Source organism: Streptomyces chisholmiae (assembly GCF_031845445.1).
In the GTDB taxonomy this organism is placed as follows: Bacteria; Actinomycetota; Actinomycetes; order Streptomycetales; family Streptomycetaceae; genus Streptomyces; species Streptomyces chisholmiae.
The window spans coordinates 176,634-200,384 of sequence record NZ_JAVREO010000016.1 but is presented as its reverse complement, the minus strand read 5'-3'; the positions used below and the strand labels follow the sequence as shown (position 1 = coordinate 200,384).

Below are 23,751 nucleotides of genomic sequence, written 5' to 3'. Positions count from 1 at the left end.
CGCATCCGACGTGGCCTACGGCACATCCAGTACCGCAGCGACCTGATAGACGGCTGCCTCGCCGAGACCGGCCTGACCATCCGGCCCACCTGAGCAACCATGCGACATCACGAGTTCAACCTCAGTAGGCGGGGGCGCGTTGTGGTCGTGGGACCGCCTTCGAGGAGGCAGGCTCCTGCTGGAGGCCTTGCGTACATGCTGGTCAGCGACCTGGCCCTCGGGGAGGTTCCAGGGACTTTCTGCCCTGTCGGAGGGACTTCTCAGGGACTTTCCGCCGTGTAAGCCAGGAAGGGCTGGACAGCAGTGAAAGAGTCATTCTTCCAGGACAGAGGAAGTGCAGTCAGCACTCCACCACGTTGACGGCGAGCCCGCCGCGGGCTGTCTCCTTGTACTTGACGGACATGTCGGCGCCGGTCTGCTTCATGGTGGCGATGGCCTTGTCGAGGGAGACGTGGTGGCGGCCGTCGCCGCGGAGCGCCATCCGGGCCGCGGTGATGGCCTTCACGGCGGCCATCCCGTTCCGCTCGATGCACGGAATCTGCACCAGGCCGCCGATCGGGTCGCAGGTGAGGCCCAGATTGTGTTCGATGCCGATCTCCGCCGCGTTCTCCACCTGTTCCGGTGTGCCGCCCAGCACCTCGGCCAGGCCGCCGGCGGCCATCGAGCAGGCCGAGCCGACCTCGCCCTGGCAGCCGACCTCGGCGCCCGAGATGGAGGCGTTCTCCTTGAAGAGCATGCCCACCGCGCTGGCCGCCAGTAGGAAGCGGACCACGCCGTCGGCGTTCGCGCCGGGCACGAAGTCCAGGTAGTAGCGGAGCACGGCCGGGATGATGCCGGCCGCGCCGTTGGTGGGCGCGGTCACCACCCGCCCACCGGCGGCGTTCTCCTCGTTGACCGCCATCGCGTAGAGCGTGACCCACTCCAGCTCGTTGGCCGCGCCGCCGGTCTCGGCGCGCAGCCGGCGGGCCGAGGCCGCCGCCCGGCGGCGCACCTTCAGGCCGCCGGGCAGGATGCCCTCCTCGGTCAGGCCCCGCTCGACGCACTCCCGCATCACGGCCCAGATGTCCAGCAGACCGGACCTGACCCGCTCCTCGGGACGCCAGGAGGTCTCGTTGCGCAGCATCAGCGCCGAGACCGAGAGGCCGGTGGCCCGGGTCAGCTCCAGCAGTTCGGCGCCGGTGCGGAACGGGTGCGGCAGCCGGCGCTCGTCCGGCACGATCCGGGCCGGCCCCTCGGCCGACTCGTCCACCACGAAGCCGCCGCCCACCGAGTAGTAGGTGCGCTCCAGCACCGGCCGCCCCGCCGCGTCCAGCGCCCGGAAGATCATCCCGTTGGCGTGCCCAGGCAGCGAACGGCGCCGGTAGAGCACCAGGTCCTGGTCGGGGTCGAACGGGATCTCGTGCGCCGGCCCTATCTCGGTGGCCAGCAGCCGCAGCCGCCGGTCGGCCCGGACCCGGGCCACCTCGTCCTCGGCCCGGGCGACGTCCACCGTGTCCGGTGCGTGGCCCTCAAGGCCCAGCAACACGGCCTTCGGCGAGCCGTGACCATGCCCCGTGGCGCCCAGCGAGCCATACAGCTCGACCCGTGCGGCGGCGGTGTCGGCCAACGCCCCCGCGTCCTTCAGCGCGTGGGCGAACATCAGCGCCGCGCGCATCGGCCCCACGGTGTGCGAACTGGAGGGGCCGATGCCGACGCTGAACAGGTCGAAAGCGGAGAGCGCCACGCCGGGCTCACCCCTCGGAGAACGCGGTGTACTCCTCGGCCGAGAGCAGGTCGGCGGAGTCCCAGACGGCGTCGTCGACGCGCACCTTGAACAGCCAACCACCCTCGAAGGAGGCGGAGTTCACCAGCTCAGGGTCGTCCACCACGGCCTGGTTGACCTCGATGACCTCGCCGTCCACCGGCGAGAACAGGTCGCTGATCGCCTTGGTCGACTCCAGCTCGCCGCAGGCGCCGCCGGCCGTCACCGGCGTGCCGACCTCGGGAAGCTGCGCGTACACCACGTCGCCCAGCTTGCCGGCGGCGTACTCGGTGATGCCCACGGTCGCCACGCCGTCGGCGGGCTTCGAGAGCCACTCGTGGTCCCGGGTGTAACGGAGGTGCTCGGGGTTGCTCATGGCTGCTGATTCTCCTGGAAGGTGAGGTGCTGACGAGTCCGACGCGGCGCGCGGACCACGGAGGGGGCGTGCGGGACGCGCGGCGCGCTCAGTCCTGCCGCCGGTAGAAGGGCAGGGCCACCACCGAGTGCGGCACGGCGGTGCCCCGGATGTCCACCGCCACGCCCGCCGTCCCCGGCTCGGCGTGCGCGGCGTCCAGGTAGGCCATGGCGATGGGCCGGCCCAGGGTGGGGGAGGGGGCGCCCGAGGTGACCTCGCCGATGACCGCGCCGGTGGCGTCCACCACCGGGTAGCCGGCGCGCGGCACCCGGCGCTCGTCGGTCACCAGGCCCACCAGGACCCGCGGCGGGTCGCTCACGGCGCGCTCGGCGGCGCGCTCCAGCGCCGCGCGCCCCACGAAGTCCCCCGGCTTGTCGAACTTCACCACCCGGCCGAGGCCGGCGTCGAACGGGGTGGTCCGCTCGGTGAGTTCGTGCCCGTACAGCGGCATCCCCGCCTCCAGGCGCAGGGTGTCGCGGCAGGACAGGCCGCACGGCACCAGCCCGTCCCCGGCGCCCGCCTCGGCCAGCGCCGCCCACAGCGGCTCCGCGTCGGCCGGCGCGCAGAACAGCTCGAAACCGTCCTCCCCGGTGTACCCCGTGCGGGCGATCAGCACCGACCGGCCGGCCACCGTCGCCGGCAGGCTCGCGTAGTACCGCAGCCCCGACAGCTCCGCGTCGGTGAGCCGGGCCAGCACCCCGGCGGCGGCTGGGCCCTGCACGGCGAGCAGCGCGTAGGCGTCCCGGTCGTCCCGCACCTCGGCGGCGAACCCGGCGCCGCGCTCCCGCAGCGCGGCCAGCACCCGCTCCGCGTTGGCCGCGTTCGCCACCACCAGGAAGGTGTCGTCGGCCAGCCGGTAGACGATCAGGTCGTCCAGGATGCCGCCGTCGGCCGCGCAGATCATGGTGTAGCGGGCGCGCCCCGGGCGGACCGCCGAGAGCCTGCCGACGAGCGCGTGGTCCAGCAGCGCGGCCGCGTCCGCGCCGCGCACCGTGATCTCGCCCATGTGGGACAGGTCGAAGAGGCCGACGCCGGTCCGCACCGCCTGGTGCTCGGCGCGCTCGCTGCCGTAGCGCAGCGGCATCGACCAGCCGGCGAAGTCGGTCATGGTGGCGCCGAGCGCGCGGTGCACCGCGTCCAGCGCGGTGACACGGGGGGTGTCGGACATGGAGACGCTCCAGGGGTCGGGCGGCAGGCGGCGCGCGGCCGCGCACCGTGCCCTCCCCCTCTGTCATCGGCACCTGAGAGGTTCGCCGTGCGCCCAGGGGGGCGACGGCTTGCACCGTGGGTGGGGCCGCCAGCCGGCGACCCGCTTTTCAGACTTGCCTTCCGCGCGCGGTAACGGGGCCTGAGAGATTCAAGGGAGGACTTGCTCCTTCGGCGCCCCGGACAACTGCCGGGGACTCTCCCGCGCGCGGTCAAACGGCCGGTATGTGGTTGTGGCCCGGCCATCATCGCACGGATGCCGGGCCGGGCGGCAGCCGATCACCGCTAGGGTTCGCTGGGGCCGCTCGGCCACGTCGGGGCACGGCTCCGGACGGGCCGGCCGGCCCGCGCGGACGGCCCCGGCGGGAGACGAACGCCCGGGCGGCGAGACCAGGCAGGACGGAGTGGAACGCGGATGAGTGAGCGCAGGGCGGTGCCGGGCTTCGGCGGCGGCTGGCCGGGCAACGAGTTGGAGGAGGCGCTGGCCGCCTCGGTCGGCGTTCCCGACGCGGCCCCCAAGCTGCTCAAGGTGCTCTCCCGCAGCGCCGTCTGGGTGCCGCTGCCCGAGGGCGGCGGCCCGGACAGCCAGACCCTGGACCTGCCCACCATCGACCTGGCCGGCGGCGTCTACGTCCCGGTCTTCAGCTCGGCCGAGCAGCTGCGGCTGGGCGGCGCGGCGCACCTGCCGTTCACCGTCGCGCCGGCCTGGGAGTTCGCCCGCGGCCTGCCGCCCCAGGTCGGCATAGCCGTGAACCCGGGCGGCACGGTCGGCATCCCGGTGCCCCCCGGCGCCGTCGGCGAGCTGTGCCGCGGCACCCCGGGGGAGCGCACGCCCGGCGTGCCGAGCGGCGCCCGGATGCGGCTCTTCCAGCCGGACTGGCAGGAGGACCCGGTCGACTTCCTGACCACGGCCGCCGCGGAGCTGGCCGCGCTCTGGCCGGTGCGCACCGCGCGCCGCGGCCTGGCCAGCGCGGAGGGCGCCGAGCCGGCACTCTTCGTCGGCGTCGAGTTGGAACAGGTGGACGACGAGACCCGGGAGGCGGTCAACGCGGCCCTGGGGCGGGCGCTGGCCCGGCACGCGGTGAAGTGGCCCGTGCAGCTGGTGCTGTTGGACGCCGCGCAGGACCCGGTGGTGGACTGGCTGCGGGAGTGTGTGGCGCCGTTCTACTCGCGTGCCGCCTGAGCACGGGGCACCTTGTCAGCCGGCGACCTGGCTCGCAAGCTGCTGTGCGGGTGGGTGCGAGGCGGTTGACGGACCGAGGTGTGCCGAGCGCGAGGAGGACGGGCCCAGGTGAGTGCCGAAGAGGCTGTCGAGGAGCTGCTCACCCGGGTGACGGCGGATCGGCTGGAGACCTACGAGGAGCTGTTGGGCGCGCTGGCCGACAGCGAGGTCTGGATGCTGCTGTGGCAGGGCGCGCCCGGTGAGCCGGACGCCCACTACGGCGGGATAGAGCTGGCCGGCCACGGCTACGCGCCGTGTGTGACCTCGGCCGGGCAGCTGACGGCCAGCGGCTGGAACCGCGCCTACGAGGTGCTGCCGGGCCGCGACATCGCCGCCGCCCTCTACCCCGACCACTGGGGGCTCTGGCTCAACCCGCACGCGCCGGGCGGCGGCCTCGGCGTGCCCTGGCTCGACCTGCGGCGGATCGCCGGCGGCCTGGACCGGCTGCCGGCCGGGCCGCTGCGGATCAGTGAGCCCAGCGTGGGCGTGGACACCTTCTACGCGCGCCTGGTCGCACTCGCCCAGCGCACGCCGGTGCTCCGCGCGCTGTGGCGTGCCTGGGTGCGCCCCGCGCTGGGCTCCTCCTACCTGGCCATCGGCCTGGACGTGGACGGGCCACCGGAGCACGGCGCCGACGCCGTGCGCGCCATGATGCGGGAGGCGGTCGTCGAGGTGCCGGACGGCCTCACGGTGGGCACCGTCGCGATGGCCGACGGCTACGACCCGGTGGCCATGTGGCTGCGCGCCAACACCCGCCCGTTCTACGACCGGGACGCCGCCGGCGTGGGCCGCGCCGGCGATCCGGACCGGCTGGGCTACGGCTATCCCGGGGGCTACTGAGAAAGTCGGCCGCGACCCCGGGTAGCCGGCGGCCGACCGGGGTACCCGGGGCGAAAGTCGCGCCAGCGGCGCCCGCCCGGTGCGCAGCACGGCGGGTGGGTGGCCGCCGAGAGGAGAGCCGCCGTATGAGCACCGTGAGGAGCACGCTCCCGGACACCACTCGCAAGATCGTGGGCGAGGCGCTCCAGGGCGCCCTGGTCGACCTCGTCGACCTGTCCCTGGTCGCCAAGCAGACGCACTGGAACGTCGTCGGGCCGCGCTTCCGCTCGATCCACCTGCAACTGGACGACGTGGTGGCCACCGCCCGCGCCCACTCCGACACGGTCGCGGAGCGCTCGGCCGCGGTGGGCGTCCCGCCGGACGGCCGGGCCGGCACGGTCGCGGCCGGGAGCGGCATCGCGAAGGTGCCCGACGGCTGGCTGCGGGACGGGGACGCCGTCCGCACCATGGTCGACGCGCTGGGCGCGGTGATCGTCCGGACCAGGGAGCGGCTGGACGAGGTGGGCCCGGTCGACTCGGTGAGCGAGGACGTGCTGATCCAGATCACCAGGGACCTGGAGAAGCACCACTGGATGTTCCAGGCCGAGAACGCCGGCTGAGCCGGCGTTCGCACCGGGCGCCGCCGCGGCGGACGGCCGCGTCCCCCCGGCGGGGGCGTGGCCGTCCGCCGCGGCCGTGCGGGCCGGGCGCGGCCGGCCGGCGGCCCGGCTCGGGAGTCGGACCGGCCGGCCGGGCCAGGTACGGGCCGGACCCCCGGGGCAGGCCGGACCCCGGGCGGTTCAGACCAGCCGGACGAGGGCCTGGACCGGGGCGTGGTCGGACGGGTAACGGCCCCGCACCCGGAAGGTGTTGATCGCCACCTCCCGCACCTCGACCGGGCCGCCGGCCAGCACCCAGTCGATCCGGGGGCCGTCCGCCACCGGCTCCCCGTAGCCGGGGAAGGTGCCCCAGGCCGGGGTCAGCTGGCGGCCCGCCGTCCAGGTGTCGGTGAGGCCGCCCTCGGTGACCAGCAGCCGGTAGGACTCGGAGGACTCGGCGGGGGTGTTGAAGTCGCCGGTCAGCACGACGGGCAGGGCCGGGTCGAAGTCCGCGATCCGGTCCCTTACCAGGGCGGCGGAGCGCACCCTGGCGTGCTCCGACTGGTGGTCGAAGTGGGTGTTGACGTGGATGAACTCCCGCTCGGTGCGCCGGTCACGGAAGCGCGCCCAGGTCACCATCCGGACCACACTGTTCCCCCAGGACGCCGAACCGATCACGTTCGGGGTGTCGGAGAGCCAGAAGTGGTCGTAGTCGAGCGGCTCCAGGCGATCGGTGTCAAAGTAGATCGCCATGAACTCGCCCCGGCCGCCGCCCTCCCGACCCAGGCCGATCCAGTCGTACTCCCTGGGCAGGTCCGCGTCCACCTGCTTGACCTGGTGGTAGAGCGCCTCCTGCACCCCCAGCACGGTGGGCCGCTCGACCGCCAGGAAGTCCGCCAGCACCGGGCGCCGGTCCGTCCAGGAGTCCGGGGTGCCGGGCGCCGCGTCGGCGTCCATCCGGATGTTGAACGCGACCACGTGCAGCCGGTCGCCGCGCGCCCGCCCGATCAGCGCGCGCGGCCGGCCACGCTCGCCGGCGGCCGGCCCCTGCGCGAGCGCCCCCGGCGCGTTCAGGGCGGCGCCGGCCGCCACCAGGCCGGTGGCACCCGCGGCGCCCAACACCGTTCTCCGTGACACGGTCATCACAGTCCTCCTCCGAGATGGTTCGGGCAAGGACTGTCGTACTCGTTCGTGTGGTGTCCCCGGAGCGCGGACGACGGCGGAGGGAACATCCGTCGAACATCGCCGGGCACCCGCTCCCCGGCGCGCCCCGAGCGGCGCACCCCGTTGAAAGCCCCGACGACGGCCGGCTTTTCCTTCACCATCCGGCGTGCGGCCGGACAGGACGGGAATACCCTCGGGAAGAGTCGAGGAATTCCGGGGGGTCACCGTATGGCAACGCCACTCTCCGCCGACAAACTGGTGCGGGCCCTGAAGGACGAGGGAGTGAAAATAGTCGAACACAAGGAATGGCGAACGCACAATCGCAACAGCGCGGGCGCCTGGGGGCCGGTGCACGGCGTGATGATCCATCACACCGTGACCTCCGGGACCTCGTCCTCGGTCGACCTCTGCTACAAGGGCCGATCCGATCTCCCCGGACCGCTGTGCCACGGCGTGATCGCCAAGGACGGCACGGTCTACCTCGTCGGCAACGGCCGCGCCAACCACGCGGGTTCGGGCGACGGCGACGTGCTCGACGCGGTGATCGACGAGCGCCCGCTGCCGACCGACAACGAGGCCGACACGGACGGGAACGCGCGGTTCTACGGATTCGAGTGCGTCAATCTCGGGGACAACAAGGACCCCTGGCCCGCCGAACAGGTCGAGGCGATCGTGCGCGCCTCGGCGGCGATCCTGCGCGCGCACGGATGGGGGAAGTCCGGCGACACCTCCGTGATCGGCCACCTGGAATGGCAGCCGGGGAAAGTCGACCCGCGCGGACCGGGGATCACCATGGGCGACGTCCGCAAGCGGGTCAGCGAACGACTCAAGCATCCGGCCGACTGGAGCCCCGGGGGCTCCAACCCGCCCAACGAGGAGGACGACGTGCCCAAGCGGACCCTGTACGGCACCACGGGCGACTTCACCCAGACCCTTGAGCCGGGCTCCTGGACCACCCTCAGGTTCGACCGCCGGCACAACGGCAAGGCATGGGAGACCAAGGAGGCCGAGCCCTCCATCGCCTTCGGCGCCTGCTACTACTCCACCACGGTCGCGGTCCGCGCCACCGGCCTGAGCCGGGGGCAGGAGCTGCAGATCCGGGTGGCGCACTACGCGGAGAAGGAGGGCGGCGGCTGGGAACGCTCCGGCGGCATGCCCATCAACTCCCCGGTGCACGACGGCGGCGACGCGCACTTCACCTACGCCTGGAACGGCCACCTCTCCGGCTCGCGCCGGCTGCGGGTCGAGGTCGCCCAGCACGGGGACGAGCCGATCACCATCGACTACGTGCGCGCCGAGACGCTCTACTGGGGCACCTGACCGGATTCCGGGGCCGCGGGCGACCCCGGTGTCAGCGGTCGGTACTACCGTGGTCACCATGCGCTACGAAGCACGCCACAGCGAGACCCGCGGCTGGTACGTGGTCTCCGACGAGGGCCATCTGGCCCATGTCCCCGACCCCGACACCCAGCAACTCCGCGCCGCCCTCTTCGAACGCGAGACGGACGCCCGCCGCTGCGCCCTGGAGCTGACCCGCCTTGGCACGCTCAACTAGGGCCCGCTCGCCGGGGCTTCGCCGCCCCGGCGAGCCCGTACCGCGCCGGTCGTCGTGGTGGTGGGGGGCGTCAGGCGGCGCCGGCGTCCGTGACCATCGTGAGGTAGCGGTCCCAGTCCCAGTGCGGGCCCGGGCAGAGCCGCACCACGTCGGGGACCTCGTTGTGGCCCACGATGTGCTGCCGGTCGACCGGTATCTCGTGCCGCGCGCAGATCCCGGCCACCAGCTGGGCGGAGGAGGCGTAGAGCGCGTCCGTCAGGTACTCCGGCTGGTCGTGCCAGCCCTCGTGCTCGATGCCGATGCTGCGCTCGTTGAAGCTCTGGTTCCCCGCGTGGAAGGCGACGTCCAGCTCGCGGGCCAGCTGCGCCACGTGCCCGTCCTCGGAGCGGACCACGTAGTGGGTGGCGGCGCCGTGCCCCGGGTCCTGGAAGACCTGGAGCGTCACCGGATAGGTCGCCTCCGGCATGTGGATCACCACCCGGTCTATCCGGTAGTCCCGCGGGCGGTTGGCCCGGCGGTAGTTGGCCGAGGAGGCCGGCACCCACTCGGCGCCCGGGTGGTCGACCTCGCCCTCCTCCCGCGGCACCGACGAGCCCGAGTACCGCCACCACCAGGCGCTGAGCTGGTCCCGACCGGCGAAGCCGGCCACCCCCAGCGCGCCGGCGGCGCCGCCGGCCAGCAGCGCTCTTCGGGGCAGGCCGGCCCGCCGGTCCGGCTCCGACTTGTCCGCCGCGTGTTCACCCATGGTCGCCTCCGGGGGGAAGAACGCCCGATACCCGCGAGGGGTTCCGCTGCCACCCGGGCGGCGGCCGGCTCATAGAATCGGCGACACCATGCCCTATCTCGACCATGCCGCGACCACGCCCATGCTGCCCGAGGCCCAGGCGGTGTTGGCCGCCCACCTCGGTCGCACCGGCAACGCCTCCGCGCTGCACGCGGCGGGCCGCCGGGCGCGCCGCACCGTGGAGGAGGGCCGGGAGGAGCTGGCCAGCGCGCTGGGCGCCCGCCCCAGCGAGGTGGTCTTCACCTCCGGCGGCACCGAGTCGGACAACCTCGCGGTCAAGGGCGTCTACTGGGCCCGCCGCGCCGCCGACCCGCGCCGGACGCGCCTGCTGGCCAGCCCGGTGGAGCACCACGCGGTGCTGGACGTGGTGCACTGGCTCGCCGACCACGAGGGCGCCACCGTGGAGTGGCTGCCGGTGGACCCGCTGGGCCGGGTGCACCCGGACGGCCTGCGCGCCGCCATCGAGCGGGCCCCGGACGAGGTGGCCCTGGCCACCGTGATGTGGGCCAACAACGAGATCGGCACGGTCCAGCCGATCGCCGAACTGAGCGCGGTGGCCGCCGAGTTCGGGGTGCCGTTGCACGCCGACGCGGTGCAGGCGGTGGGTCAGCTGCCGGTCGACTTCGGCGCCTCGGGGCTGACCGCGCTCACCGTCTCCGGGCACAAGATCGGCGGCCCGATCGGGGTGGGCGCGCTGCTGCTCTCCCGGGACATCACCCCGGTCCCGGTGCTGCACGGCGGCGGTCAGGAGCGGGAGGTGCGCTCCGGCACCCTGGACGTGCCGGCCATCGCCGCGTTCGCCACCGCGGCCCGGCTTACCGTCGGCCGGCAGCCGGAGTTCGCCAGGGAGATCGGCGCGCTGCGCGACCTGCTGGTCGCCGAGGTGCGCGCGGCCGTCCCCGAGGCGCTGCTCAGCGGGGACCCGGACCCGGCTGGTCGGCTGCCGGGCAACGCGCACTTCGCCTTCCCCGGCTGCGAGGGGGACGCGCTGCTGCTGCTGCTGGACGCGCGGGGCATCGAGTGCTCCACCGGCTCGGCCTGCACCGCGGGCGTCGCCCAGCCCAGCCACGTGCTGCTGGCCACCGGCGCCGATCCGGAGCTGGCCAGGGGCACCCTGCGGTTCAGCCTCGGGCACACCTCGACGGCCGCCGACGTCGCGGCGGTGGCCCGCGCCATCGGCCCGGCGGTGGCCCGCGCCAGGGCGGCCGGCCTCAGCTGACGGGCCGCCCGGCCGGGGCCGTACCCTGGACGGGTTATGAGTGACTTCCCCGGTGCCTCCGCAGCAGACTTTCCCGGTGCCCCCACCGGCCCCCGCACGGGCCCCCGGCTGCGCGTGCTGGCGGCGATGTCCGGCGGGGTGGACTCGGCGGTCGCCGCCGCCCGGGCCGCCGAGGCCGGGCACGAGGTGACCGGCGTCCATCTCGCGCTCTCCGCCAACCCCCAGTCCTTTCGCACCGGTGCCCGCGGCTGCTGCACCGTCGAGGACTCCAGGGACGCCCGCCGCGCGGCCGACGTGATCGGCATCCCCTTCTACGTGTGGGACCTGGCCGAGCGGTTCCGGGCCGAGGTCGTCGAGGACTTCATCGACGAGTACCGGGCCGGCCGCACCCCCAACCCGTGCCTGCGCTGCAACGAGAAGATCAAGTTCGCCGCCCTGCTGGACCGGGCGCTGGCGCTGGGCTTCGACGCGGTCTGCACGGGCCACTACGCCAGCGTGCGGCTGGCCGCCGACGGCACCCGTGAGCTGCACCGGGCCAGCGACCCCGGCAAGGACCAGAGCTACGTGCTGGGCGTGTTGGACGAGCGGCAGCTGGCGCACGCGATGTTCCCGCTGGGGGAGGGCGAGGCCACCAAGGACGAGGTGCGGGCCGAGGCCGAGCGCCGCGGGCTGGCCGTCGCCCGCAAGCCCGACAGCCATGACATCTGCTTCATCGCGGACGGCGACACCCAGGGCTTCCTGGCCCGCCACCTCGGCTCGGCCGAGGGCGAGATCCTCGACCAGGACGGCACCCCGGTCGGCACCCACCAGGGCGCGCACGGCTTCACCATCGGCCAGCGCCGCGGGCTGCGCATCGGCCACCCGGCCGCGGACGGCAAGCCGCGCTACGTGCTGGACATCTCGCCGGTCGACAACACGGTGACGGTCGGCCCGGCCGAGGCCCTCGACATCGCCGAGCTGACCGCGATCCGCCCCCGTTGGTGCGGCGGCACGGCCCCCGCCGGCCCCGGCCGCTACACGGCGCAGCTGCGGGCGCACGGCGCGGAGACCCCGGTCACCGCCGAGGTGCTGGACGGCGAGGTGCGGGTGACGTTCGACGCGCCGGTCCGCGGGGTGGCGCCCGGCCAGGCCGTGGTGCTCTACGACGGCACCCGGGTGGTCGGCTCGGCCACCATCGCCCGCACCACCAGCGCCCTCAGCCACACCACCGGCGCGGCCAACTAGCCGCTGGCCGCTGCGGCCGGTGGGCCGGTGGGCCGGCGGTTCAGTACAGCTCGGGGCGGCGGTTGCGGAGCGTCGGCACGGTCCGCCTGGCCTCGTCCACGGCGGCCGGGTCGAGGTCGGCCAGCAGCAGCCCGGGCGCGCCGGCCAGCCGCGCGACCACCTCGCCCAGCGGCGAGACGACCATGCTGTGGCCGATCCCGGTCGGCGCGCCGGTGGCCGGGGGCTCGCCCACCGTCGCCGGGTCGGCCTGCCCGGCCGCCAGCACCCAGCACCCGCTGTCCAGCGCCCTGGCCCGGACCAGCACCTCCCACTGCGCCAGCTTCCCCGGCCCGGCGCCCCACGAGGCGGCCAGCACCACCACCCGCGCGCCCCGGTCGGCCAGCGCCCGGAACAGCTCCGGGAACCGCACGTCGTAGCAGGTGGCGAAGCCCAGCGGCAGTTCGCCCAGCGGGGCGGTCACCAGCCGTTCGCCGGGCGCCACGGTGGCCGACTCGGCGAAGTCGAAGGCGTCGAAGAGATGGACCTTGTCGTAGTGGGTGCTCCCGTCGGGGCCGGTGACCAGCAGCGTGTTGCGCACCCGGCCGTCCGCGTGCGGGGTGAACATCCCGGCCACCACCAGCACGCCGGTGCGGGCGGCGACCTCGTGGACGCCCCGCGCCCACGGGCCGTCCAGCGGCTCGGCCAGCGGCGCCAGCGGGACGCCGAACCTGGCCATCGTCGCCTCGGGGAAGACCACCAGCTCGGCGCCCTGCCGCGCGGCCCGTTCCGTCTGCTCGACGACCGTGCGCAGGTTCTGCTCGGGGGAGACCCCGGCGGCCAGCTGGCTCAGCGCGATCCGCATGGGCGGTGTCCTTCCGTCGCGGGCTCTTGGGACCATGGTGCAATGGCGACACACGTGATCACAGGGGCGGGGTCGGGCATCGGCGCCGCCGTGGCCGAGCGGTTGTTGGAGCGCGGGGACGAGGTGTGGCTCTGGGCGCGCGACGCGGGGCGCGCGAAGGAGCTGCGGGAGCGTTTCCCCGGCGCGCGGTCGCTGGTGGGCGACCTTGCCGAGCCCGAGCGCCTGTCCTGGGCGCTGGGCCACCAGGCGCCGCCGGACCGGATCGACGGGCTGGTGCACTGCGCCGGCGTGGTGGAGCTGGCGGACGTCGGCGACCTGACGCCCAGGACCTGGCAGTCGGTGCTGGCCGTCAACCTGGTGGCGCCCGCCGAGCTGACCCGGCTGCTGCTGCCGCAACTGCGCACCGCCCGCGGGCAGGTGGTCTTCGTCAACTCGGGGGCCGGGCTCACCGCGCACCCCCAGTGGAGCGTCTACGCCGCCAGCAAGCACGGGCTGCGCGCGCTGGCCGACGCGCTGCGCGGCGAGGAGCGGGCCGCCGGGGTCCGGGTGACGACGGTCTACCCGGGGCGCACCGCGACGCCCATGCAGCGCAAGGTGCACCAGCAGGAGGGCCGGGAGTACGACCCGGAGCGCTGGATGACGCCCGCCTCGGTGGCCGCCACGGTGCTCGCCGCGCTGGATCTGCCGCGGGACGCGGAGATCACCGATCTGCAGGTCCGCCCGGCCGGCTGACCCCCCGGGTTCCGTACCCTGCCGGAGTGACAGAGAAGACGCACACGTTCCCCTGGGGCCCGGCCGCGGCGACCGGGGTCGGCTCGCTGCCCGGCGAGGACGCCAGGGACGCGGCCCGGATGGTCGCCGGTGAGCTGGAGACGCCGCTGTTCCTGCCGGAGCTGCCGGCCCGTGGCCCGGGCGCCGACATGGTGGGCCGCACGGCCGGCCTGCTCGCCGAGTTGTACGCCCGGGTGGAGCCCAGCGGCTGGCGGATCGGCGACCGCCCGGGCCGGGACACCCGGCGGGCCCGGGCCTGGCTGCGGGAGGACCTGGACGCGATCGAGGAGTTCACCCAGGGATACGAGGGGGTGCTCAAGGTCGCCGTGGTCGGGCCCTGGACACTGGCGGCCGCGCTGGAACGACGGAACGGCGAGGCGATGCTGGGCGACCCGGGGGCCTGCCGGGACCTGGCCCAGTCGTTGGCCGAGGGGCTGCGCTGGCACCTGGCCGAGGTGCGGCGCCGGGTGCCGGGCGCGACGGTGGTCACCCAGTTCGACGAGCCGTCGCTGCCCGCCGTGTTGGCCGGCCGGGTGCGGACGGCCAGCGGCTACCGCACCCACCGGGCGGTCGACCGGGCGGTGGTCGAGGAGACCCTGCGCGGCCTGGTCGAGGTGGCGGGCGAGGCGCCGACGGTGGCGCACTGCTGCGCGCCGGGGGTGCCGTTCGGGCTGCTGCGGCGGGCCGGCTTCGGCGCGGTCTCCTGCGACCTGTCGCTGGTCACCGAGCGTGATGACGAGGCGGTCGGGGAGGCCGTGGAGGGGGGCGTCGCCCTCTTCGCCGGGGTGGTGCCCGGGGTCGGGGTGACGCGAAGTGAATTGTCAGACCCGGCCGGTACTGTCACTCCCGTCAGGTCGCTTTGGCGCAGGCTGGGGCTGTCGCCCGGACTTCTTGCCGAGTCCGTCGTGGTCACCCCGGCCTGCGGGCTCGCGGGCGCGTCGCCGACGTACGCGCGCGCCGCGCTGGCCCACTGCGTCCGGGCGGCGAGATCCCTCGCGGACAACCCTGAGTGACGGGAGACAGGACTGTGGCTGGCGAACGCCCCCTGGAAGACGAGTCGTCGGTGCCTCCCGAGGCGCGCGAGCGGCATGCCCGGCTGGCCGAGCAGGTGGAGGAGCACCGCTTCCGTTACTACGTGAAGACGCCGGTGATCAGCGACGCGGCCTTCGACGCGCTGCTGCGGGAGCTGCAGCGGCTGGAGGAGGAGCATCCGGCGCTGCGCACCCCGGACTCGCCGACCCAGCAGGTGGCCGGCGCCTACGAGACGGAGTTCACCTCCGTCGAGCACCGGGAGCGGATGCTCTCCCTGGACAACGCCTTCGACGACGAGGAGCTGGCCGCCTGGGAGCAGCGGGTCGCCGAGGAGCTGACGGGCATCCCGCACCACTTCCTGTGCGAGCTGAAGGTCGACGGCCTCGCGGTCAACCTCACCTACGAGCACGGCCGGTTGACCCGCGCCGCCACCCGGGGGGACGGCCGCACCGGGGAGGACATCACGCCCAACGTCCGGACCATCAGCGAGGTGCCCAACCGCCTGCTGGGGGAGCGGGTGCCCGAGCTGGTGGAGATCAGGGGCGAGGTCTTCTTCCCGATGGAGCGCTTCGAGGAGCTGAACGAGCGGCTGGTCGCCGCCGGTGAGAAGCCCTTCGCCAACCCACGGAACGCGGCGGCCGGCTCGCTCCGGCAGAAGGACCCCAAGATCACCGCGAGCCGCCCGCTGCAGATGGTGGTGCACGGCGTCGGCGCCCGGGAGGGCTTCGACATCGGCCGGCTCTCCGAGGCCTACGAGCTGCTCGCCGAGTGGGGCCTGCCGACGGCCCGGGCCAGCAAGGTGGTCACGTCGCTGGCCGGGGTGCGGGAGTTCATCGCCTACTACGGCGAGCACCGGCACGCGGTGGAGCACGAGATCGACGGGGTGGTCGTCAAGCTGGACGAGATCCCGCTCCAGGGCCGGCTGGGCCACACCTCGCGAGCGCCACGCTGGGCCATCGCCTGGAAGTACCCGCCGGAGGAGGTCAACACCAGGTTGGTGGACATCCGGGTCGGTGTCGGCCGCACGGGCCGGGTCACGCCGTACGCGGTGGTGGAGCCGGTCACGGTGGCCGGCTCCGAGGTGGAGTTCGCCACGCTGCACAACCAGCAGGTGGTCAAGGCCAAGGGGGTGCTGATCGGGGACACGGTGGCGCTGCGCAAGGCCGGCGACGTGATCCCGGAGATCCTGGGCCCGGTCGCCGACCTGCGGGACGGCAGCGAGCGGGAGTTCGTGATGCCGGCGGAGTGCCCGGAGTGCGGCACGGGGCTGATGCCCATGAAGGAGGGGGACATCGATCTGCGCTGCCCCAACTCCCGTTCCTGTCCGGCCCAGCTGCGGGAGCGGATCTTCTACCTGGCCGGCCGCCGCTGCCTGGACATCGACCACTTCGGCTATGTCGCGGCCACCGCGCTGACCCAGCCGCTGGAGCCGGCCGAGCCGCCGCTGCGGGACGAGGCGCGGCTCTTCGAACTGACGGTGGAGGAGTTGCTGCCCATCCGGTCCTACGTGCTGGACCAGGACACGGGGCTGCCCAAGACGGACCCGGAGACGGGCGAGCCCAAGGTGGTCACCTTCTTCGCCAACCAGCAGGGCGAGCCGAAGAAGAACGCGCTGGCGATGCTGGAGTCGATCCAGGCGGCCAAGGAGCGGCCGCTGGCCCGGGTCATCGCGGGGCTCTCCATCCGCCATGTCGGGCCGGTGGCGGCCGAGGCGCTGGCCCGGGAGTTCCGTTCGCTGGACCGGATCGCCGAGGCCAGCGAGGAGGAGCTGGCCGGCACGGAGGGGGTGGGTCCGACGATCGCCGCCTCCCTCAAGGACTGGTTCGCGGTGGACTGGCACCGGGAGATCGTCGAGCGCTGGCGGGCGGCCGGGGTGCGGCTGGCGGAGACGGCGGAGCGGGAGGAGGCGCCGCGTCCGCTGGCCGGGATCACGGCCGTGGTCACGGGCACGCTCCAGGACTACACCCGGGACGGCGCGCAGGACGCGCTGCGCACCCAGGGCGCCAAGGTGACGGGATCTGTCTCAAAGAAGACGGATTTCGTGGTAGTTGGAGACAGTCCTGGCTCGAAGTTCGACAAGGCGATGCAGCTGAAGGTGCCCGTCCTCGACGAGGCCGGGTTCGGCGTGCTGCTCGCCGAGGGGCCGGACGCCGCCCGTGCGGTGGCGGTGCGGCCGGCCGAGGAGACGGCTGAGGAGAAGAGCGAGGAGGCGGCTGGGGAGACGGCTGGGGAGACGGGCGGGGAGAAGGGCGACGGGGCGCGTCGGGCGCCGGCCGGGGAGACGGGTGCGGCGGAGGCCGGCGGCTCGGCGGAGGCCGCCTCCTAGGGCGAGGGAGCGGCGGCGCGTTCGTCGGCCGGCGCCGAGGAGGGACACCGGGGCGGAGTGCCGCGCGGCGGTGGCGGGTCGGCCCGGACGCCGCGCTCACCGGGCGAACAACCGATCGACGCGGGCGTCCGGCGCGGTGGCCCTCCGGGGCGCCGCGCACCCGGTCCCGGCCACCGGGTGGCCCGAGTGTGACCCGGTCAGGAGGGCGAGCGCCGCCGCCCCCCCCGCCTTCGCGGTGGCGTTCCGGGGGCGGTGCCCCCGCACGCTTCCCGTGGCTCGGTCGCGGTCACTGGCCTCGGCCCGATGGCATATACCAGAGGACTAGGCTACGTTGGACGGCTTTCGGTAACCCGTCAAGTTCCGTGCCAGAGCTGGCTGTTGGCGGCCTAGGGTGGTCAGGACCCGCTCGCTCGACCGGCGTGCGGGGCGAGCCGCCGCGAGAGGTTCCCGCATGCCGTCCACCCCGCCGGGGTCAGTCAGCTCACGGCGTGACCGTCTCAGGTCCCGCCGCTGGGTCCGCTCCGCCGTGTTCGGCTCGGCCGGGCTGCTGACCGCCGGCGCGGTGGGCAGCGCCCTCGGCGCCGGCCAGGCGCTGTTCCCCGGTGACCACGTCGGCTACGGCTTCCTGGTGCTGACCCTGCTGGTCGCCGCCCAGTTGGTCGTCACCGGCCTGGACCGGCGCGGCCGGGACAGCTGCGCCGGCCCGGTGCTGGCGCTCGCCGCGCTGCTCGGGTACGGCTGGCTGCCGGCGCTGCTGATCACCCTCGTGCTGCCCGCCCTGGTCGCCGCCGTCCGCCGGGACCACCGCGCCCGCATCCTGGGGGACGGCGCGATCGCCGTGCTGGCCTCGGGCGCGGCCGCCGGGGCGCTGGCCGTCTGCGGGAGCACGCCCACCGTCGACCGGCCCTGGGCGCCCACCGACTGGGGCCCCGGCATGCCGTTCCAGCTGGCACTGGCGGCGGCCGCCTACCTCGGCACCGCCCACGGCCTGCGCCGGCTGACCGACCGGCCGCCGACCGGCGAGCAGCCGGCCGCCGCGCCCCCGTCCCCGACGCTCTGGCCGCGCCAGCTCGGCGTGGCGCTGGCGCTGCTCACCACCGCGCCGCTGGTCGCGGTGGTCGCCGACACCGCCCCGGCCCTGCTGCCGCTCTTCGCTGTGCCGCTGCTCGCCCTTGAGTCGACCCTCTGGATGGCCAACGCCCGCGCCGCCGACCAGCTGCTCGACCCGTTGACCGGGCTCCCCAACCGGCAGTGGCTGCTGGCCCGCACCACCGAGCTGCTGGCCGAGCCGACGGACGAGCAGCGCCGGGTCGGGCTGATCCTGATCGACCTGGACAGTTTCCGGGCGATCAACGACACGCTCGGTCATCTGACCGGCGACCGGCTGCTGTTGCGGATCGCCGACCGGGTGCGTACCCGGCTGCCCGCGGGCGCGCAGCTGGTGCGCCTGGGCGGCGACGAGTTCGCCGTGCTGCTGCCGGACGCCGGCTCGGCCACCGCCGCCCAGCGCACCGCCCGCTCGGTGATCGGCGCCCTGGACGCCCCGCTCCAGCTGGAAGGACTCAGCCTGATGGTGGAGGCGAGCGCCGGCGTCGCGGTGCACCCGCAGCACGCCACCGAGGCCGAGGGCCTGCTGCGCCGCGCCGACGTCGCCATGTACCTGGCCAAGCGGGACCGCACGGGCGTCGAGGTGTACGAGGCCAGCAGGGACCGCAACACCCCCGACCGGCTGGCCCTGCTGAGCGACCTGCGCCGGGCCCTGGACGCCGGCCAGCTGGAGCTGCACTACCAGCCCAAGGTGCGCTTCGACGGCGCCGTCGCCGGCCTGGAGGCGCTCATCCGCTGGCAGCACCCGGAGCGCGGCCGCATCCCGCCCGACGAGTTCATCGCCATCGCCGAGGCCTCCGGGCTGATGCCGCGGCTCACCGAGTACGTCCTGGAGTCCGCGCTGCGCCAGGTCGCCAGCTGGCACGCCGCCGGGCTCGCCGTCCCCGTCGCCGTCAACGTCTCGCCGCGCGACGTGCACGCGCCCGGCTTCGCCGGCGCCGTCGCCGCCCGGCTCGCCCGGCACCAGGTCCCGCCCGCCGCGCTCCAGCTGGAGATCACCGAGCACGCGATGCTGGCCGACCCCCGGCGCGCCGCCGACACGTTGGCCGCGCTGGTCGGGCACGGCGTGCGGATGTCCCTGGACGACTTCGGGACGGGCTACTCCTCGCTGGTCCACCTGCGCCGCCTCCCGGTCAGCGAGCTGAAGATCGACCGTTCCTTCGTCGCCCGGCTCACGGTCGACGCGCAGGACGCCGAGATCGTCCGCTGCACGGTGGATCTGGCGCACTCGCTGGGCCTGCTGGTGGTCGCCGAGGGCGTGGAGGACGACGAGACCTGGGAGCGGCTGCGCGACCTCGGCTGCGACGCCGTGCAGGGCTGGCTGGTGGCCGCCGCGATGCCGGTCGCCGAGGCCACCGCCTGGCTGCGGGCCAGGGACTCGGTGCCGCCCGACGGCCGCCCGGTCGGGCCGCCACCGGCCCGCCCGGCCGCCGCCGAGGGGCCCGGCCGGCGCGCCTCCCTCCGCTGACCGGCCGCCGCCCGCCCCGTCGCGACGCGTCGCCCGGGAGCCGGCCCGCCGGCCCGCCGGCCGCGCGGGGCGGCGGCCGGGCGCGGGCAGTCGGTGCCGCGTCCTAGGATTGGGCGGACACGGGACCGCCTGTCCAGCACGCGGCGGCCGGCGCCACCCGGCGCCCGGGCAGCAACCGTCAGCGCATCGGACCCGCCGGCCCCGTCGCCATCGAACAGCCCGCGACGAGCAAGAGGATCGCCACATGCCCGGCATCACGCGCGAGGAGGTCGCCCACCTCGCCCGGCTGGCGCGTCTGGAGCTATCGGCCGAGGAGCTAGCGCACTTCGCCGGTCAGCTCGACGACATCATCGGCGCGGTCGCCCGCGTCTCCGAAGTCGCCGCCCAGGACGTCCCGCCGACCTCCCACCCGCTGCCGCTCACCAATGTGATGCGTCCCGACGAGGTACGCCCGGGGCTCACCCCCGAGCAGGCCCTCGCCGGGGCCCCCGCACAGGAGCAGCAGCGGTTCAAGGTGCCCCAGATCCTGGGGGAGGAGTGAGCGAGATGGCAGACCTGACCCGGCTCACCGCCGCCGAGATCGCCGCCGCCGTCGCCGACGGCTCGGTCAGCTCCGTCGAGGTCACCGAGGCCCACCTGGCCAGGACCGAGGCCGTGGACGAGAAGGTGCACGCCTACCTCCACGTGGACCGTGAGGGCGCCCTGGCCCAGGCCGCGGCGGTGGACAAGCGGCGCGCCGCGGGCGAGCGGCTCGGCCCGCTGGCCGGCGTCCCGCTCGCGCTGAAGGACATCTTCACCACCGAGGGCGTGCCGACCACGGTCGGCTCCAGGATCCTCGAAGGCTGGATCCCGCCCTACGACGCCACGGTGACCAGGCGGCTGAAGGACGCCGGTGTGGTGATCCTCGGCAAGACCAACATGGACGAGTTCGCCATGGGCTCCTCCACCGAGAACAGCGCCTTCGGCCCCACCGGCAACCCCTGGGACCTCACTCGGATCCCCGGCGGCTCCGGCGGCGGCTCGGCCGCCTCGCTGGCCTCGTTCCAGGCCCCGCTGGCCATCGGCACGGACACCGGCGGCTCGATCCGCCAGCCGGCCGCCGTCACCGGCACGGTCGGCGTCAAGCCGACCTACGGCGGCGTCTCCCGCTACGGCATGGTGGCCTTCTCCTCCTCCCTCGACCAGGGCGGGCCCTGCGCCCGCACGGTGCTGGACGCGGCCCTGCTGCACGAGGTGATCGCCGGCCACGACCCGCTGGACTCCACCTCCATCGACGCCCCGGTCCCCGGTGTGGTCGAGGCCGCCAGGAACGGCTCGGTCGCCGGGCTGCGGATCGGCGTGGTCCGGGAGTTCCGCGGCGAGGGCTACCAGGCCGGTGTCCTCCAGCGGTTCGACGAGTCGGTCGAGGTGCTGCGCGAGCTGGGCGCCGAGATCGTCGAGGTGTCCTGCCCGTCCTTCGAGCTGGCGCTGGCCGCCTACTACCTGATCGCGCCCTCCGAGTGCTCGTCCAACCTGGCCAGGTTCGACGCCATGCGCTACGGGCTGCGGGTCGGCGACGACGGCGGCCGCTCGGCCGAGGAGGTCACCTCCCTCACCCGCGCGGCCGGCTTCGGCCCCGAGGTCAAGCGCCGCGTGATGCTGGGCACCTACGCCCTCTCCTCCGGGTACTACGACGCCTACTACGGCAGTGCCCAGAAGGTGCGGACGCTGGTCAGCCGCGACTTCGAGCGAGCTTTCGCCGACGTGCACGTGCTGATCTCGCCGACCACGCCGACCACCGCGTTCCCGCTCGGCGAGCGCACCGACGACCCGATCGCGATGTACCGCGCCGACCTGTGCACCATCCCGGTCAACCTCGCGGGCAACGCCGCCATGTCGCTGCCCTGCGGCCTGGCCCCCGAGGACGGCCTCCCGGTCGGCCTCCAGATCATCGCCCCGGCGATGGCGGACGACCGGCTCTACCGCGTCGGAGCGGCGGTCGAGGCCGCCTTCGAGGCACGCTGGGGCCACCCGATTCTTGAGGAGGCACCGGCGCTGTGAGCAAGAAGCCGAAGTCCAAGATCTCCACCTACTTCTCCATCGGCGGCTCGCTGATCGGCGCGTTCGGCGTCGTCAAGCAGGTGCGCGAGGCCCGCGAGGAGCAGGACACGCTGCGCCTGGTGGACGCCGCCGTGTCCGCCGCCGCCATCGTCACCACCATCGCGCTGCTCACCCGCGAGCTGCGGCGCATGCAGCGTGACGGGGACGACGTCCTCAGTGACTGACGCGCCCCAGCGTCCCCGAACATCCGAGAGGTACACCCCGTGACCGTCACCGAACTGGTGTCGTACGAGGACGCGTTGGCGTCCTACGACCCCGTCATGGGCCTGGAGGTCCATGTCGAGCTGGGCACCAAGACCAAGATGTTCTGCGGCTGCGCCACCACCCTCGGCGCCGACCCGAACGCGCAGACCTGCCCCACCTGCCTCGGCCTGCCCGGGGCGCTGCCGGTGGTCAACGCCGTCGGCGTCGAGTCCGCCATCCGGATCGGCCTCGCGCTGCACTGCGAGATCGCCGAGTGGTGCCGCTTCGCCCGGAAGAACTACTTCTATCCGGACATGCCGAAGAACTTCCAGACCTCCCAGTACGACGAGCCCATCGCCTTCAACGGCTACCTGGACGTGCAGCTGGAGGACGGCGAGGTCTTCCGGGTGGGCATCGAGCGCGCCCACATGGAGGAGGACACCGGCAAGTCCACCCACGTCGGCGGCGCGACCGGCCGGATCCACGGCGCCTCGCACTCGCTGCTCGACTACAACCGCGCCGGCATCCCGCTGATCGAGATCGTCACCAAGCCGATCGAGGGCGCCGGCGCCCGGGCCCCCGAGGTGGCCCGGGCCTACGTCGCCGAGCTGCGCGAGCTGATCAGGTCGCTGGGCGTCTCCGAGGCCCGGATGGAGATGGGCCAGCTGCGCTGCGACGTCAACCTCTCGCTCCGCCCGCACGGCCGGGAGGCCTACGGCACCCGGAGCGAGACCAAGAACGTCAACTCGCTGCGCAGCGTGGAGCGGGCCGTCCGGTTCGAGGCGCAGCGGCACGCCGCCGTGCTGAACGCCGGCGATTCGGTGGTGCAGGAGACCCGGCACTTCCACGAGGAGGACGGCTCCACCACCTCGGGGCGGGTCAAGGAGGAGGCGGAGGACTACCGCTACTTCCCCGAGCCCGACCTGGTCCCGGTGGCCCCGGACCGCGCGTGGGTCGAGGAGCTGCGGGCCGGGCTGCCCGAGCTGCCGCTGGACCGGCGCAACCGGCTCCGTGCGGAGTGGGGCATCTCCGCGCACGAGATGCAGTCGGCGCTCAACGCGGGCGCCGTCGAGCTGATCGTGGCCACCGTCGAGGCCGGCGCCGAGTCGGCCGCGGCGCGCAAGTGGTGGCTGGGCGAGCTGGCCAGGCGGGCCAACGAGCAGGGCGTCGAGCTGTCGGCGCTGGCCATCACCCCGGCGCAGGTGGCGCGGGTCGCCGCGTTGGTCGCCGAGGGCGCGCTCAACGACAAGCTGGCCCGGCAGACCATCGAGGGCGTGCTCGCCGGCGAGGGCGAGCCGGACGCCGTGGTCGAGCGGCGCGGCCTGCGGATCGTCTCCGACGACGGTGCGCTGGGGCAGGCGGTCGACGAGGCCATCGCGGCCAACGCCGGCGTCGCCGACAAGATCAGGGCCGGCAAGGTGGCGGCCGCCGGGGCCCTGGTCGGCGCCGTGATGAAGGCGACCAGGGGCCAGGCCGACGCGGCCCGGGCCCGGCAGCTGATCCTGGAGCGGCTCGGCGTCGCCGAGTAACGCGCGGGATCGGTTCCTCCAGGGTGCCTAGGGCGGCCCGCCGCCCTGGCTAAGGCCCCCACCGCCTGAGCTAAGGCCCCCGACGTCGAGCGACGCCGGGGGCCTTCGCGGTACTCGGGCGCCGGACCGAGGGCGAACCTGGCGAACGCCCGATGTGGGGCGGGTACCTGGGCGCGGATCGTGGTGGACGACGGAGAGTGGCGGCCGGCCTCCTCCGTCGACCATCCACTTGTGCGTCCGAGGGGAGCCCACCATGTTGGAGTACGAGCTGCACCGTCAGCGGTCAGCGGAGCTGGAGAGCGCAGCCAGTGCCTACCGGCGTGAGCGGCGCCGCGCCCGCCTGCCCCGCCGGCGGCGCGCCGTCCCGCGCGTCAACGAGCCGAAGCCGGCCGGGTGATCGCGTGCCGCCCGTCGCCGTCCGGCCCCGACCAGGGTGCCGGGTCGGC

The 23,751-nt window shown here is 74.4% G+C and carries 22 protein-coding genes, 1 pseudogene and 1 riboswitch; of the genes and pseudogenes, 17 read left to right on the top strand and 6 right to left on the bottom strand.

The genetic code is table 11. The features are described 5' to 3' along the window. Positions 1–93 (top strand): annotated as a pseudogene (locus tag RM844_RS24460) (transposase); the annotation flags it as partial. Between the two features lie 247 nt (positions 94–340). Here the strand turns inward: RM844_RS24460 and RM844_RS24455 are convergent. The 3 genes from RM844_RS24455 to gcvT form a co-directional block, all read right to left on the bottom strand. Beyond that, positions 341–1,723: an L-serine ammonia-lyase gene (locus RM844_RS24455; protein WP_311669517.1), complete on the bottom strand. Its 1,383-nt coding sequence runs from the start codon at positions 1,721–1,723 to the stop codon at positions 341–343. A 7-nt stretch (positions 1,724–1,730) separates the two neighbouring features. After that, the gene (gcvH, locus tag RM844_RS24450) at positions 1,731–2,117 is read right to left on the bottom strand and encodes a glycine cleavage system protein GcvH (RefSeq protein ID WP_311669516.1); all 387 of its coding nucleotides are present in this window, start codon (positions 2,115–2,117) and stop codon (positions 1,731–1,733) included. Between the two features lie 88 nt (positions 2,118–2,205). Then, entirely contained in the window at positions 2,206–3,324 is a 1,119-nt protein-coding gene (gene gcvT / locus RM844_RS24445; RefSeq protein WP_311669515.1) for a glycine cleavage system aminomethyltransferase GcvT, read from the bottom strand. A 158-nt stretch (positions 3,325–3,482) separates the two neighbouring features. Beyond that, a riboswitch (glycine riboswitch) is annotated at positions 3,483–3,577 on the bottom strand. Between the two features lie 200 nt (positions 3,578–3,777). Here gcvT and RM844_RS24440 point away from each other — a divergent pair. From RM844_RS24440 to RM844_RS24430, 3 genes are all read left to right on the top strand, one after another. Then, complete coding sequence (locus RM844_RS24440) at positions 3,778–4,545, top strand: enhanced serine sensitivity protein SseB C-terminal domain-containing protein (protein ID WP_311669514.1); 768 nt, start codon at positions 3,778–3,780, stop codon at positions 4,543–4,545. A gap of 108 nt (positions 4,546–4,653) precedes the next feature. After that, a complete protein-coding gene (locus tag RM844_RS24435) occupies positions 4,654–5,424 on the top strand; it encodes an enhanced serine sensitivity protein SseB C-terminal domain-containing protein (RefSeq protein ID WP_311669513.1) in 771 nt (256 codons plus the stop codon). A gap of 125 nt (positions 5,425–5,549) precedes the next feature. Then, on the top strand, positions 5,550–6,023 hold the full coding sequence (locus RM844_RS24430) for a Dps family protein (RefSeq protein WP_311669512.1): 474 nt from the start codon (positions 5,550–5,552) through the stop codon (positions 6,021–6,023). A 180-nt stretch (positions 6,024–6,203) separates the two neighbouring features. Here RM844_RS24430 and RM844_RS24425 read toward each other — a convergent pair whose 3' ends face one another. Continuing rightward, positions 6,204–7,145, bottom strand: coding sequence for an endonuclease/exonuclease/phosphatase family protein (locus RM844_RS24425; protein ID WP_311669511.1), 942 nt, complete (start codon positions 7,143–7,145; stop codon positions 6,204–6,206). A 249-nt stretch (positions 7,146–7,394) separates the two neighbouring features. On the opposite strand from RM844_RS24425, the gene RM844_RS24420 reads away from it, so the two are divergent. Next, the gene (locus RM844_RS24420; RefSeq protein WP_311669510.1) at positions 7,395–8,486 is read left to right on the top strand and encodes a peptidoglycan recognition protein family protein; all 1,092 of its coding nucleotides are present in this window, start codon (positions 7,395–7,397) and stop codon (positions 8,484–8,486) included. Positions 8,487–8,544: 58 nt separating this feature from the next. Continuing rightward, entirely contained in the window at positions 8,545–8,721 is a 177-nt protein-coding gene (locus RM844_RS24415; RefSeq protein WP_311669509.1) for a hypothetical protein, read from the top strand. Between the two features lie 70 nt (positions 8,722–8,791). On the opposite strand, the gene RM844_RS24410 is transcribed toward RM844_RS24415, so the two are convergent. Then, entirely contained in the window at positions 8,792–9,466 is a 675-nt protein-coding gene (locus tag RM844_RS24410; RefSeq protein WP_311669508.1) for an N-acetylmuramoyl-L-alanine amidase, read from the bottom strand. Positions 9,467–9,554: 88 nt separating this feature from the next. On the opposite strand from RM844_RS24410, the gene RM844_RS24405 reads away from it, so the two are divergent. Both RM844_RS24405 and mnmA read left to right on the top strand, forming a co-directional pair. Next, the gene (locus tag RM844_RS24405; protein ID WP_311669507.1) at positions 9,555–10,724 is read left to right on the top strand and encodes a cysteine desulfurase family protein; all 1,170 of its coding nucleotides are present in this window, start codon (positions 9,555–9,557) and stop codon (positions 10,722–10,724) included. Between the two features lie 36 nt (positions 10,725–10,760). Beyond that, a complete protein-coding gene (gene mnmA / locus RM844_RS24400) occupies positions 10,761–11,948 on the top strand; it encodes a tRNA 2-thiouridine(34) synthase MnmA (protein WP_311669506.1) in 1,188 nt (395 codons plus the stop codon). A 40-nt stretch (positions 11,949–11,988) separates the two neighbouring features. Here mnmA and RM844_RS24395 read toward each other — a convergent pair whose 3' ends face one another. After that, entirely contained in the window at positions 11,989–12,789 is an 801-nt protein-coding gene (locus RM844_RS24395) for a carbon-nitrogen hydrolase family protein (protein ID WP_311669505.1), read from the bottom strand. Between the two features lie 42 nt (positions 12,790–12,831). Here RM844_RS24395 and RM844_RS24390 point away from each other — a divergent pair, with 42 nt between their 5' ends. From RM844_RS24390 to RM844_RS24350, 9 genes are all read left to right on the top strand, one after another. Next, complete coding sequence (locus tag RM844_RS24390; RefSeq protein ID WP_311669504.1) at positions 12,832–13,521, top strand: SDR family oxidoreductase; 690 nt, start codon at positions 12,832–12,834, stop codon at positions 13,519–13,521. 26 nt (positions 13,522–13,547) lie between these two features. Then, on the top strand, positions 13,548–14,573 hold the full coding sequence (locus tag RM844_RS24385; protein ID WP_311669503.1) for a methionine synthase: 1,026 nt from the start codon (positions 13,548–13,550) through the stop codon (positions 14,571–14,573). 14 nt (positions 14,574–14,587) lie between these two features. Beyond that, positions 14,588–16,918: an NAD-dependent DNA ligase LigA gene (gene ligA / locus RM844_RS24380; RefSeq protein ID WP_311669502.1), complete on the top strand. Its 2,331-nt coding sequence runs from the start codon at positions 14,588–14,590 to the stop codon at positions 16,916–16,918. A gap of 451 nt (positions 16,919–17,369) precedes the next feature. Further along, positions 17,370–19,493: a putative bifunctional diguanylate cyclase/phosphodiesterase gene (locus tag RM844_RS24375; protein WP_311669501.1), complete on the top strand. Its 2,124-nt coding sequence runs from the start codon at positions 17,370–17,372 to the stop codon at positions 19,491–19,493. A gap of 244 nt (positions 19,494–19,737) precedes the next feature. After that, complete coding sequence (gatC, locus tag RM844_RS24370; protein WP_311669500.1) at positions 19,738–20,034, top strand: Asp-tRNA(Asn)/Glu-tRNA(Gln) amidotransferase subunit GatC; 297 nt, start codon at positions 19,738–19,740, stop codon at positions 20,032–20,034. Positions 20,035–20,039: 5 nt separating this feature from the next. Beyond that, positions 20,040–21,533 carry an Asp-tRNA(Asn)/Glu-tRNA(Gln) amidotransferase subunit GatA gene (gatA, locus tag RM844_RS24365; protein WP_311669499.1) on the top strand — a complete coding sequence of 498 codons (1,494 nt, stop codon included), beginning with the start codon at positions 20,040–20,042 and terminating at the stop codon, positions 21,531–21,533. Beyond that, a complete protein-coding gene (locus tag RM844_RS24360; RefSeq protein WP_311669498.1) occupies positions 21,530–21,757 on the top strand; it encodes a hypothetical protein in 228 nt (75 codons plus the stop codon). The genes gatA and RM844_RS24360 overlap by 4 nt, the downstream gene beginning before the upstream one ends. A 39-nt stretch (positions 21,758–21,796) precedes the next feature. Next, entirely contained in the window at positions 21,797–23,305 is a 1,509-nt protein-coding gene (gene gatB / locus RM844_RS24355) for an Asp-tRNA(Asn)/Glu-tRNA(Gln) amidotransferase subunit GatB (protein ID WP_311669497.1), read from the top strand. Between the two features lie 253 nt (positions 23,306–23,558). Next, the gene (locus RM844_RS24350; RefSeq protein WP_311669496.1) at positions 23,559–23,702 is read left to right on the top strand and encodes a hypothetical protein; all 144 of its coding nucleotides are present in this window, start codon (positions 23,559–23,561) and stop codon (positions 23,700–23,702) included. Positions 23,703–23,751: the final 49 nt, after the last annotated feature.